Annotated in this window: 11 protein-coding genes; 4 read left to right on the top strand and 7 right to left on the bottom strand. The window is 57.1% G+C overall.

Annotated elements, in window-relative coordinates; genetic code table 11:
• Positions 1-129 precede the first annotated feature (129 nt).
• Complete coding sequence (locus L3068_RS05420) at positions 130-999, bottom strand: helix-turn-helix transcriptional regulator (RefSeq protein WP_014882871.1); 870 nt, start codon at positions 997-999, stop codon at positions 130-132.
• A gap of 107 nt (positions 1,000-1,106) precedes the next feature.
• Between L3068_RS05420 and L3068_RS05415 the strand changes: the two genes are divergently transcribed.
• Both L3068_RS05415 and L3068_RS05410 read left to right on the top strand, forming a co-directional pair.
• A complete protein-coding gene (locus tag L3068_RS05415; RefSeq protein WP_117581112.1) occupies positions 1,107-2,543 on the top strand; it encodes an MFS transporter in 1,437 nt (478 codons plus the stop codon).
• Positions 2,544-2,609: 66 nt separating this feature from the next.
• A complete protein-coding gene (locus L3068_RS05410) occupies positions 2,610-3,854 on the top strand; it encodes a mechanosensitive ion channel family protein (RefSeq protein ID WP_014882869.1) in 1,245 nt (414 codons plus the stop codon).
• Here the strand turns inward: L3068_RS05410 and L3068_RS05405 are convergent, their stop codons facing one another.
• The 4 genes from L3068_RS05405 to L3068_RS05390 form a co-directional block, all read right to left on the bottom strand.
• Positions 3,855-4,826 (bottom strand): LacI family DNA-binding transcriptional regulator, encoded by a 972-nt coding sequence (locus L3068_RS05405; protein WP_014882868.1) that lies wholly within the window; start codon positions 4,824-4,826, stop codon positions 3,855-3,857.
• A gap of 75 nt (positions 4,827-4,901) precedes the next feature.
• Positions 4,902-6,044, bottom strand: a complete 1,143-nt coding sequence (locus L3068_RS05400) for a Gfo/Idh/MocA family protein (protein WP_117581114.1) — start codon at positions 6,042-6,044, stop codon at positions 4,902-4,904.
• A complete protein-coding gene (locus tag L3068_RS05395) occupies positions 6,037-7,062 on the bottom strand; it encodes a sugar phosphate isomerase/epimerase family protein (protein ID WP_032637265.1) in 1,026 nt (341 codons plus the stop codon). The genes L3068_RS05400 and L3068_RS05395 overlap by 8 nt, the downstream gene beginning before the upstream one ends.
• A 15-nt stretch (positions 7,063-7,077) precedes the next feature.
• Complete coding sequence (locus L3068_RS05390) at positions 7,078-8,313, bottom strand: MFS transporter (RefSeq protein ID WP_023332295.1); 1,236 nt, start codon at positions 8,311-8,313, stop codon at positions 7,078-7,080.
• A 205-nt stretch (positions 8,314-8,518) separates the two neighbouring features.
• On the opposite strand from L3068_RS05390, the gene L3068_RS05385 reads away from it, so the two are divergent.
• Together L3068_RS05385 and L3068_RS05380 are read left to right on the top strand one after the other, a co-directional pair.
• On the top strand, positions 8,519-8,881 hold the full coding sequence (locus L3068_RS05385; protein WP_045281668.1) for a type II toxin-antitoxin system RelE/ParE family toxin: 363 nt from the start codon (positions 8,519-8,521) through the stop codon (positions 8,879-8,881).
• Positions 8,869-9,168 carry a helix-turn-helix domain-containing protein gene (locus L3068_RS05380; RefSeq protein ID WP_014882863.1) on the top strand — a complete coding sequence of 100 codons (300 nt, stop codon included), beginning with the start codon at positions 8,869-8,871 and terminating at the stop codon, positions 9,166-9,168. Before L3068_RS05385 ends, L3068_RS05380 begins: the two co-directional genes overlap by 13 nt.
• Positions 9,169-9,278: 110 nt before the next feature.
• On the opposite strand, the gene pheP is transcribed toward L3068_RS05380, so the two are convergent.
• Together pheP and L3068_RS05370 are read right to left on the bottom strand one after the other, a co-directional pair.
• On the bottom strand, positions 9,279-10,667 hold the full coding sequence (pheP, locus tag L3068_RS05375) for a phenylalanine transporter (RefSeq protein ID WP_014882862.1): 1,389 nt from the start codon (positions 10,665-10,667) through the stop codon (positions 9,279-9,281).
• A 102-nt stretch (positions 10,668-10,769) separates the two neighbouring features.
• Positions 10,770-12,743, bottom strand: coding sequence for a PhoX family protein (locus tag L3068_RS05370; protein WP_117581116.1), 1,974 nt, complete (start codon positions 12,741-12,743; stop codon positions 10,770-10,772).
• Positions 12,744-12,843 lie beyond the last annotated feature (100 nt).

The following is a 12,843-nucleotide window of genomic DNA, read 5'->3' as shown; positions in this document are numbered from 1 at the left end:
TAGTCCACTTCACTACTCATCTAAATGATGTAGATTCAGCAGGTTGGTCTCATTCAGACCTTATCTTACGCAATGTGAACCGACACGGCAGGATCCGTGCTGATTCCCTGAAAACGTCTCGCAAAAAAATTATTTAGCCTGTTCCGCCAGCCATGCCATCGCCCTCTCCCCCGCCTCGTCCACCGGTAAATAGACCAGCAGCCGCGACCCGTTTCGCGGTGCGGAGTACCAGTACATCTGCTGCAGCGTAAAATCCCCCAGCTCGGGATGGGTAAACAGCTTGAGCTGGTTCTCCACGCCGCGCACGTCGTTGCGCTGGTGCCACAGCGTTTTGAACTCCTCAGACACCGCAAAGAAGCGCGCCAGTTTGGCTTCCCACAGCGGGTCGCCACGGTGCTCGGCCATCGCCGCGCGGAAATAGGAGACAAAAATCGGCAGCACATCATCGCGTCTGCCGAGCCGCGCGCGCCACGCGGGATGGGTGAGAAACAGGTAAATACAGTTGCGGTCCTCCGGCGGGATTTCATTGAAATCAACGCCCATCAGATGCCCAAAACTGTCGTTCCACGCCACGATATCGAAATTAGGTTTCTGGATGCTGGCAGGTTTTGGCATCAGCGTATCCAGCAGGCGACGCGTGCCTTCGCTGATCCCCTCGCAGCAGACCGCCTGCGGTGCTTCGCCCGGCGGCAAACCGGCGAGCACGAAAAGATGCCGGGCTTCGGTCGGAGTACACTGCAGGGCTTTCGCTATGGCTGCCATCACCGCGCTGGACGGATTGACGTCCCTGCCCTGCTCAAGCCAGGTATACCAGGTCACACCCACGTCGGCGAGCATCGCCACCTCTTCGCGGCGCAGACCCGGCGTGCGGCGGCGTCCGCTGCGCGGCAAACCGAGACGCTGCGGATCGAGGCTTTCACGCCGGGCGCGTAAAAATGCGCCCAGCTGTTTTCGCGTGTCATCCTGAAGTGAGGCGACGGGTTCAGACATCAACGCCATAAATCCCCCTGCATGGTAGTGCCAGTACCAGTATAAGCAAGAACTGGTACCCGTTTATCAGATGGTTGATGCTACGACCATCTGATGAATGACGCAATGGAGTTACCATGAATACGTCAGTTGTTTCACCGGGTCGCGCAGGCCTGATATTGCTGTTAACCGGCCAGATGCTACCCATGATTGATACCTCAATCACTAACGTGGCGCTGGATGCCATTACCCATTCACTGCACGCTACCGCCACCGAGCTGGAGCTGATTGTCGCGCTTTATGGCGTGGCGTTTGCCGTCTGCCTCGCGCTCGGCAGCAAGCTGGGAGATAATCTTGGCCGCCGTCGCCTGTTTATGTGGGGTGTGGCAATCTTTGGCCTGGCCTCGCTGCTGTGCGGAATGGCGGGGAACATTGAACAACTGCTGGCCGCGCGTATTATTCAGGGGGCGGGTGCCGCCCTGATCATGCCGCAAATTCTTGCCACGCTGCACGTCACGTTAAAAGGCACAGCCCACGCGAAGGCGATTAGCCTGTTCGGCGGCATTGGGGGGATTGCGTTTATCGTCGGCCAGATGGGCGGCGGCTGGCTGGTATCGGCGGATATCGCCGGACTGGGCTGGCGTAACGCCTTCTTTATTAACGTCCCCATCTGCCTGGTGGTGCTGGCGCTGAGCCGTCGCTACGTGCCGGAAACCCGCCGTGAAACGCCGTCGCGCATCGACTGGGCAGGGACCGTCTTGCTGGCCATCATGCTCTGCTGTCTGCTGTTCCCGATGGCGCTCGGCCCACAGTGGCACTGGCCGTGGTCGCTAAAGGTTATGCTTCTCGCCATTATTCCGCTGGTCTGGCTGATGGCACAGAATGCGCGCAAAAAAGAGCGTGGAAATGCCCATCCGCTGATCCCACCGCGTCTGCTTCAGCTCCGCAGCGTTCGCTTTGGCATCGTAATTGCGCTGCTCTTTTTCAGCGTCTGGTCCGGGTTTATGTTCTGTATGGCGCTGACCATGCAAACGGGTCTGGGAATGGCGCCGTGGCAGTCCGGGAACAGTTTTATCGCCCTCGGGGTGACCTATTTTATCTCCGCGTGGTTCGCGCCGCGGCTGATTGCGCGCTACAGCACCAGCACGATTCTGCTCACCGGCCTGGCAATCCAGATAATCGGCCTGCTGGCGCTGATCGCCACGTTCCGCTACTGGGGAGTGCAAAATACGGCGCTGACGCTGGCGCCAGCCACCGGGCTGGTAGGCTACGGTCAGGCGCTGATTGTGAACAGCTTCTACCGCATCGGGATGCGCGATATTCAGCCTGATGACGCAGGGGCCGCCAGCGCCATCTTAATCACCCTGCAGCAGGCCGCGCTGGGGCTTGGCCCGGCCATTTTCGGGGCGATTTTGCTGCACGGGCTGCAACATCATCACGGGGATTACGCCCAGGCGATTAACTTTTTCCTGACGGTGGAAACCGGCCTGATGGTCATCCTGGCGCTGGCAACGCTGCGCATCCGTCATCGGCTGTGTTTACCCGTCGTGAAGGTCTGCCAGGCAAGCAAATAAGCCTGAGGTATTTGCATAATAGATCCGCAGCCGCCATTATGGGGCTGCATCAATACAGGAGACGTTATGCAGGAATTAATTGCTCAGGTTGAAGAGTTAGGCATTGAAATTAATCACACCACCTCTTTAGTGATTATCTTTGGTATTATTTTTCTTACTGCCATCATCGTTCATTTTATTCTGCACAAAGTCGTGCTGCGCGCATTCGAGAAACGCGCCCGGGCCAGCAGCCATTTATGGTTGCAGATCATTACCCAGAATAAATTATTTCACCGTCTGGCATTTACCCTTCAGGGGATAATCGTCAACGTTCAGGCCGTTCTCTGGCTGCAAAAAGGGAGCGAAGCGGCAGAAATGCTCACCACCTGCGCGAAGCTGTGGGTGATGGTGTATGCCCTGCTCTCCTTCTTCTCGCTGCTGGACGTCATATTCAATCTGTCGCAGAAAATGGCGACCGCCTCACAGCTGCCGCTGAAAGGGATCTTCCAGGGCATCAAGCTGGTGAGCGCGATTCTGGTGGGGATCTTAATTATCTCTCTGCTGATCGGTCAGTCACCGGCCATTTTGATTAGCGGCCTGGGTGCTATGGCCGCCGTTCTGATGCTGGTCTTTAAAGACCCGATACTGGGACTGGTCGCCGGGATCCAGCTTTCCGCCAACGACATGCTCAAGCTTGGCGACTGGCTGGAGATGCCGAAATACGGTGCCAACGGCACGGTTACGGACATCGGCCTGACCACCGTTAAAGTGCGCAACTTCGATAACACCATCACCACGATCCCAACGTGGGCGCTGGTCTCTGACGCCTTTATCAACTGGAGCGGCATGTCAGCCTCCGGCGGCCGACGCATTAAGCGCAGCCTGAATATCGATACCACCAGCATTCACTTCCTGGACGAGCAGGAGCAGCAGAAGCTGATTCAGGCGAAACTGCTCAAGCCCTATCTGGCCGCGCGACATGAGGAAATTAGCCTGTGGAATCAGAAAAATGGCGAAGGTGAATCGGTATTAGACCTGCGCAAAATGACCAATATTGGTACCTTCCGCGCCTACCTGAATGAATATCTGCGTAACCACCCGCGCATTCGCAAAGATATGACGTTAATGGTGCGTCAGCTGGCACCGGATGCCAACGGCCTGCCGATTGAAATATACGCTTTCACCAATACGGTGATCTGGGCAGAATATGAGGAGATTCAGGCTGACATCTTCGATCATATTTTTGCGGTGGTGGAGGAGTTTGGTCTGCGTATTCATCAGTCACCTACCGGGAACGATATTCGCTCCCTGGCAGGGGTTATAGCCCAATAATCAGGTACTGGCGCGGGAAATAAAGCGCCAGTCCATCATCACTCTTTCCGTGGGCGCCTCGGGGTTGTCGATTTTATTTAAGAGCAGGTCGACCGCCTTGCGCCCGATATCCCGCGACGGCTGTTCGATGGTGGTCAGCGAAATCATGTCCGCCAGCTCGGTACCGTCAAATCCCACAACAGCAATATCCTCCGGCACCCGCAGCCCGGCCTGCTGAATGGCGCGCAGCGCGCCCGCCGCCAGCGTATCGGAGACGGCAAACACCGCATCCGGTGGATTATCCTGCAACAGATTTTGCATCGCCACCATCCCGGCGCGGAAGCTGAGATCGCTGGCGTATTCAACCGCCTGATACTCCAGATCTTTCAGGTGGATCACGCTCTTATAGCCGCGCTCGCGCAGACGGGCATATTTATAGCTCAGGTCGTGGTTGATCATCGCGATGCGTTTGCGTCCACCGTCGGCAAGCTGGCTGACGGCATGCTGCGACGCATCAACGTCGTTAATCCCCACGCAGGAAACCGCGCCGGCATCGGCATATTCGGCACACTGCACCCACGGTGCGGAGCCAATCAGCGCGGCCAGTTCCGGCAGCTTTGAGAAAGCGTCCATGGTGATAATGCCGTCGACGATTTTGCCCGACAGCAGGCTCAAGCCCGAACGGGAACGTTCGATGTCCGACCCGGAGTTACACAGCAGGATCCGATAGCCGTTTTTCTCCGCCTCTTCTTCGATGCCCTTCACCACTTCGGCGCAGAACGGGTTGGCAATGTTTGAGACCATCACCAGGATCATATAGCTCCGGGCAGTACGTAACTGACGGGCCAGTAAATTAGGCTGGTAGTTGCTCTCTTTGATGGCCTGCAGGACGCGCTCGCGGTTTTTTGCCTTCACGGTGTCGCTGTTATTGAGCACGCGGGAGACCGTTGCCACGGAGACCCCGGCCAGCTGAGCGATTTTCTGAATTGACATAGCGACGACACATCCTGCGGTTAGCGTTTTGTGCAGGCTACCATAAATTTGTTGCCCGGCGAACCGGGCAACACGTCATTGCGCCACGCGTACCCAACGCTGCTGCTGATGGCTTTTCACTATGGCATCAATGATATACATCACGTTTGCGCCATCGTGGAAGGTCGCAAACTGCGGCGCCTCCGGCATCGCTCCCGCCCGCACGGCGCGGTAGAACTGCATCATCATATTTTTAAAGGCGTCAGGCCAGCCTTCGATGTGCCCGCCGGGGAAGTGTGCGCTGCTGGCCACGTCAGGGTTCATCAGGCCCGGATCATCGGTGAGCGTCTGATTTGCCAGCGCGCGATGGCCGATCCACAGCTGTTGCGGCACCTCCTGATCCCACGCCACTGACTGCTCGCTGCCGTTAATCTCAAACGTCAGGCGGTTTTTACGCCCGGCGCTCACCTGCGAGACGCTAAAGCAACCTTTGCTGCCATCGTCAAAGCGGAACAGCACTGAGCCGAAGTCTTCGGTACTGACCGGTGTGTTGGTATACGCCGCCGCCTCATCGTGGGAGAAGGTCTGATGACCGCCCATGCTGGCCTTACGCGTCGGCCAGACGATGGAGAGATCGGCCATGACCTCGGTAATGCGCCTGCCGGTCACAAATTGCACCGTATCGCACCAGTGGGAGCCGATATCCGCCACCGCGCGCGAAGCCCCGCCAAGCGCGGCATCCACCCGCCAGTTGTAGTCGGTTTCCAGCAGCATCCAGTCCTGTAAATAACTGCCGTGTGAGGCGAATAGCCGCCCGAGGCTGCCCGCGCGCATCATGCTCGCCGCCTGGCGCACCATCGCAAACTGGCGATAGACAAAGCTCACGCCGTGCACCACGCCAGCCTGCTCCGCCCGCGCCACCAGGTCACGCGCCTCGTCCGACGTCATGCAGAGCGGTTTTTCAGAAAAGACATGTTTTCCCGCGCGCAGGATCTGACGGTTAATCTCCGCGTGCAGATGATTGGGCGTGCAGTTGTGCACCACGTGCAGGTCAGGAAGTGCGAGCAGTTCCGCCACGCTGGCGCAGGCGTGGGGCACGTTAAGCTGGCGTGCTTTTTCCTGCGCGCTGGCAAGCGTGCCGTCGCAGAGCGCCACCACCTGCACAAACCCGAGACGCCGCAGCGCCTCGATATGCGCCGGGCCGATAAACCCGCTGCCGACAATCCCGACATTAATCATGGCTGCCCCCTGCCGCGAAGTCATCAAACGCACGCCCGGATACGGGGATGATGTGGCGGCGGATAAACTCGCTTCCCTCACTTGCGCCGGTATCACCGTCTTTCAGGCAGCACTCCCACTCCAGCACCGCCCAGCCGTCATAATCGTACTGGGTCAGCTTGCTGAAAATGCCTTTGAAGTCGATCTGTCCGTCGCCGAGCGAACGGAAGCGCCCGGCGCGGTTGATCCACGGCTGGTAACCACCGTACACGCCGCTGCGCCCATTAGGACGGAACTCGGCATCTTTGACGTGGAAGGCTTTGATGCGCGCGTGGTAAATGTCGATGAAGGTCAGGTAATCCATCTGCTGTAACAGCATGTGGCTCGGGTCGTAAAGGATATTGCAGCGCGGGTGATTATCCAGAAGCGCCAGAAAACGCTCAAAGCTCACGCCGTCGTGCAAGTCTTCGCCCGGATGCAACTCAAAACAGACGTCCACGCCCTGTTCGTCAAAGGTATCCAGAATCGGTCGCCAGCGGTTTGCCAGCTCCTCGAATGCCGCCTGAAAACGCTGCTCGTTATGCGGCGGCCATGGATAGAAAAACGGCCACGCCAGCGAGCCAGAGAAGGTGGCGTGCGCTTTCAGGCCGAGTCTGGCTGAGGCGACTGCCGCCTGCTTTAGCTTTTCCGTTGCCCATGCCCGACGAGCCGTATCATTACCGCGCACGGCGGCGGGGGCGAAGTGGTCAAACGCGTCGCTGTAGACCTCGTTTACCGCCACAAGCTGCCCCTCCAGATGGGTCGACAGCTCGCTGATGACCAGCCCGTGCGCGCCCAGCTTGCCGGTAATGTCATCGCAGTAGGCCTGGCTCTCTGCCGCTTTTTCGACATCAAAAATGTGCGGATGATTGCAGGGGATCTGCACCGCTTTGTAACCCTTCGCCGCCGCCCAGCCTGCCAGTCCGTCGAGCGTGTTGAACGGCGCTTTCTCGCCAATAAATTGCGACAGAAAAATGCCCGGTCCTTTCATCGTCCTCATAACCCCTCCTGAACATTACGCCTTGTCATCGTCATACCTGAACGTGAGAAGGAAAATCAGCGCGATCGCCGCGGCAGCCACCGCCGGGATCCACCAGAATGTCACCCATGCCTGCGGCACGGTCTGCCCGGCCACCAGACGGTTATAAAGCGCGCCGGAAATCTGAGAGCCCAGCAGCATGCCGATGCCGTAGGTGAACATGACAATCATGCTTTGCGCCTGTCCTTTCACCTTTTCACCCGCCACGCGGTCGGTGTAGATAAAGCCGACGACGAAGAAGAAATCGTAGCAGACGCCGTGCAGCAGGATCCCCAGGTACAACAGGATGCGTCCTTCCTCGCTGACGCCCAGCGCAAACATGGCATAACGCACGAACCACGCCAGCATGCCGATCAGCAGCATGACTTTCACCCCCAGACGGCGGAACAGCAGCGGAATGACCAGCATGAAGAAGATCTCTGACATCTGCCCGAAGGACATGGCGGTGCTGACGTCTGCAATACCGGCATCCGCCAGATACGAGGCGGTATAGGCGTAATAGGTGCCAAGCGGGACGGAGATCAGCATCGCGCAGACGGAGAAGACAAAGAAATGGCGGGTTTTGAGTAGCGCAAAGGCATCGGCACAAAAGAGATCGCGCACCTGCACCGGTAGCCCTTTCGCTGGCGCTGGCGTGTGCGGCAGCGTCAGGCTGTAGAGTGCGAGCAGCAGGGAGCTGGCTGCCGCCACCTGGAAGATGGTGACGCTGGACGCCACGCCGGTCACGCCGATGAAAATTCCCGCCACGATCCAGCCGATGGTGCCGAACACGCGCACCACCGGGAAAGTTTTATCCACGTTCGCCAGGCTGTGAAATGCGATGTTGTTGGTCAGCGCCAGCGTTGGCATATAGCAGAGCGTGTAACCAAACAGCAGGCCAATCAGCAGCGCGCCGTTTTCGGCAATCAGCGCCCCCGGCACGAACCAGAGGATTGCCGCGCCCGCCAGGTGCATCACCGCCATCACCTTCTGCGAGGCAAAGAAACGATCCACCAGCATGCCGAGCACAAACGGCGAGAGAATGGAGGCGATGGGCCCGGCGGAGAACGCATCGCCAATTAACAGAGACATGTTGTGCCGGGTCATCACCAGGCCAAGCGTGACTGACCAGCTACCCCAGATGAAAAACTGCAGAAACATCATCAACGACAGACGCGGCACCAGCAGCCGGTGCTGTGTTATCGCCTTTTCACTACTTTCAGTTGACACCATGATAAGCCTCACCCGGAAAAAGTAATCGATTACAAATGACAGCAAATAAAAAGTAATCGATTACAAAATAAAGATCCTGTGGATCGAAACAGAATTGGGAGGGGGGTCACGATAAAGGTCGATGTATGACAAAACGAGGCGTTCTGATTGTCACTATAGCCTAAAGGCTATAAAATAATATAGCGAGGAAGCTAAAGGAGAAACGATGTGGAATGTCGAGACAACGGACATATTTGATCAATGGTACTTCGAACAAACAACAGCATTAAAAGAAGATGTGCTAGCGATGATGCATATTCTTGCTGAGTTTGGCCCAACGCTTGGGCGGCCATACGTAGATACCGTGAAGGCTTCAGCCTATGCGAACATGAAGGAATTACGGATTCAACATGCGGGAAATCCCATCAGAGCTTTTTTTGCTTTTGATCCTGACCGTAAGGCAATTGTGCTCTGTGCTGGAGACAAAACCGGTTGCAATCAAAAACGGTTTTATAACGAAATGATTACGCTGGCTGACGTTGAGTACAGCAGACATCTGGCGGATAAGGAGGCCATATGGCAACGCTAAAAGAACTCATGGCACAACAGAGTGCGGAAAGTCAGGAGCGTATTGCGGCTAAAGTTGATGTAATACGCAGAATTGTTGCCCTGAACCAACTGCGGGAAGAGCTCAATATTTCGCAGACAGAACTGGCCGCGGCAATGGGGGTAAAACAACCAACTGTGGCAAAAATCGAACAGCCGGGAAACGATCCCCGGCTTTCAACACTCAAACGCTATGTCAGTGCGCTCGGCGGTGAAATGAGCATTGATGTGACGTTACCGAATGGGAAACGAATAGCGTTTCAGATTTGATATTGCACATTCAAAGCCGGGTGGCGGCTTCGCCTGACCCGGCCTACAAAATAATAATGGCCCCGGACATGTAGGCCCGGTAAGCGAAGCGCCACCGGGCGAAAAACGTGCTACTTTTTACGGGATAATTTAAACGCAATAAACAGGAACACCACCCACACTGGCAGCAGCATCGCTGAGAGACGCATCTCATCCATCGTGCACATCAGCACCAGAATTAGCCCCAGGAACGCGATACAGATATAGTTCCCTGCCGGGTAGAGCAGCGCTTTAAACTGCGTCTCGCGTCCCTTGCGTCGCATCGCCGCACGGAAGCGCAGGTGCGCCAGGCAGATCATGATCCAGTTCAGCAGCAGCGTGGCGACAACCAGCGCCATCAGCAGGCCAAATGCCGCTTTCGGCAGCAGGTAGTTGATCAGCACCACTAATGACGTAATCGCGCCGGAAAGGAACAAGGAATTAATCGGCACACCGCGACGGCTGACGCGGGTGAGGAACTTCGGCGCATTCCCCTGTACGGAAAGGCCAAACAGCATACGGCTGTTGGAGTAAACGCCACTGTTATAGACCGAAAGCGACGCCACCAGAATGACGAAGTTCAGCGCCGACGCTACCACATTGCTGTTCAGATCGTGGAAAATCATCACGAACGGACTGCTGTCAGATTTCACTTCCACCCATGGATAGAGCGCCAGCAGAACCACCAGCGAGCCGATGTAAAACAGCAGAATACGGTACACCACCTGGTTGACCGCTTTTGGGATACTTTTATGCGGGTCGCGCGCTTCGGCAGCGGTAATACCAATCAGCTCCAGCCCGCCGAAGGAGAACATGATCACCGCCAGAGAGAGAACCAGTCCTTTCCAGCCGGTTGCCAGAAAGCCGCCGTGCTGCCAGAGGTTATCAATGGTTGCCCGCTCGCCGCCGTGACCGGAGAACAGCAGCCACAGGCCAAAGCCGATCATCCCGATAATCGCCAGTACCTTGATCAGCGCAAACCAGAACTCGGTTTCGCCATACAGGCGCACATTGACGAGGTTAACGGCATTAATGATGATGAAAAAGGCCGCCGCCCAGATCCACGTCGGGACATCCGGGAGCCAGTACTGCATGTAGATGCCTGCGGCGGTCAGTTCGGCCATCCCCACCAGCACGAACATCACCCAGTAGTTCCAGCCGGAGAGGAAGCCTGCAAACGGGCCCCAGTATTTGTAAGCAAAGTGTGCGAAGGAGCCTGACACCGGCTCTTCAACGACCATTTCGCCGAGCTGGCGCATGATCAGGAAGGCGATAATCCCGGCGATGCCGTATCCCAGCAGTACCGCAGGACCAGCCATTTGAATGGCGGGGCCGATGCCGAGAAACAACCCGGTACCAATCGCGCCGCCGAGGGCAATTAACTGAATATGTCGATTTTGCAAACCACGTTGCAGCGTCGGATTCTGATCCGACGAGGCTTCAGCGCTACCATGGCCTGAAGCGGATGACGCGTCTTTCACGCCCTACCCCTGTCTCTTTTTTAGAAGGGGCACGTTTTAACACTTCATGCTGGTGGTAGCAAGTTTAACGCCGGGCCAGCGCATGCGCCCGGCGGATTAACGTCACGACCCGATGATCCCGCCGTCCGCTTTGACGATCACCACCGTTGACGAACGCGGGCGTCCGTTCGGGCTGGCGTCCGGCCAGTTAGAGACGGCACGCGGATTGGCCGGGTCGGTAATATCATCCCCGCCCTCTCCCGGATGCTGAATATTGATAAACAGCGTCCGGTTGTCCGGCGTAAACGCAATACCGGTGATTTCACACCCACGCGGGCCCGTCAGGAAACGACGAAACTCATTGCTGCCCGGAATGGTGGCCACCATCTGGTTATTGCCCATCCCCTCATACGCTTTTTTGTTGATCGTGCTGGAAGAGACGTCGGTCTGAATCCACAGAACGCCCTGATGATCGAACGACAGACCATCCGGGCTGCCGAATGCCGCGCCCTGCATAGAGCCTTTGGCCTTCGGATCGTCGCTGTCTGTGCGCCCGCCCATGACCAGAATATCCCATGTAAAGCGTGCGGCGGCAGGATCGGCCCCCTCTTCGTGCCAGTGCATAATATGACCAAACACGTTATTAGCACGCGGGTTGGCGGCATCGACCGGGGCTTTCCCCTCTTTACCGCGATCGCTGTTGTTGGTGAGCGTACAGTAGACGCTGCCGCTGGCGTGCGGATCGACGGCTATCCACTCCGGGCGATCCATTTTCGTCGCCCCCACCACGTCAGCCGCCAGGCGGGTTTTAATCAGCAGATCGCCCTGGTTTTCAAAACCGTGGCTTTTATCCAGGCCATTCTGCCCGAAGATCAGCGGCAGCCAGTCGCCGCTTCCCTCTTCATTGAACCTGGCAACATACAGCGTACCCGAGGTCAGCAGCTGCATATTGGCCTCACGGTTCGCAGGATCGTATTTTTTGTCAGAGACGAATTTATAAATGTACTCAAACTTCTGATCGTCCCCCATATAGACCACCACGCGATTATCGGCGGCGAGCGTAACGGCGGCCCCCTCGTGCTTGAAGCGGCCAAGTGCGGTGTGCTTGCGCGGTGTGGAGGTCGGGTCGTAGGGGTCAATCTCTACCACCCAGCCGAACCGGTTAGGCTCGTTAGGCGTTTTATCGACGCTAAACCGCTCATCCACCTCGTTCCAGCGGTAAGATTCGTCGCTGTCGCTGATGCCGTAGCGTTTTTCGAGCGGATTGAGATCGGCTTTTTTGACAAAAATATCCGACCAGTTCTCCTCGCAGGTGAGGTAGGTGCCCCACGGCGTGTGGCCGTTGGCGCAGTTTTGCATGGTGCCCAGCACGCGCTCCCCCTGCGGGTCGGCGGCGGTTTTCATCAGGGGCTGATGCCGCGCCGGGCCGGTAAGCTGCATCGGCGTATTGACGGTGATACGGCGGGCATAAGAAGACGGGCGAACCACCTCCCAGTCGCTGCCCGCTTTTTTCACTTCCACCACCGACACGCCCATCGCGTTCTGCCCCTTGCGGGCTTTGTCGAGGTTCCAGTTCGCCATACCGTCCGTAAACAGCATCCCGTTATCGATGTATTCATGGTTCAGCGCCAGCAGACCATGTTCCGGGTTTTGCTCCCCCTGCGGCAGGCTAAACCACGCCATACCGTCGTGGTGCATCCCCGCCTGCACGGCCTGTTCGTCGGTCGTGTTGCTGGCATCCGGCTTAAATGCCGGCATGTGGTCTTTGATGCCCGTCGGGTCACCCCAGCGATAAAACGGGCGGGCAATATAACCTTCCGGCACCCTCACCGTATCGTCCGTGGAAACGGGAATACTGGTAAACCCAAGCGACACCGCTTTTGCCAGCGCGGACGGCTTCGATACCGCGGCAATGGCGCTCTCAGGTTTGATCAAAAAGGGAAAGGAAACGGCAGCACCCGCTACGGCGCCCATCTGGAGAAAACGACGGCGGGAGAGGAAAACCTCTGCAACCTCGGAGAAAACCGGATTAGCGCTGCGGTTAGTGATGTCGTCGCGATGTTCTTTTTTAAAAACGGATTTGAGGGGTCTGCCCATAGCGGCTTCCTGTCATTGGCCAAGAGGTAAGGAGTTGGCGAACAGTGTAAGAAGCTTTTGTTACAATTTTATAACAGGATAACGGCGGGATTGGGGCGTC

It is taken from the genome of Enterobacter cloacae complex sp. ECL414 (assembly GCF_021869685.1).
GTDB lineage: Bacteria > Pseudomonadota > Gammaproteobacteria > Enterobacterales > Enterobacteriaceae > Enterobacter > Enterobacter kobei.
The sequence above is the reverse complement of the archived record's forward strand: the minus strand, read 5'-3'. Positions and strand labels throughout refer to the sequence as shown.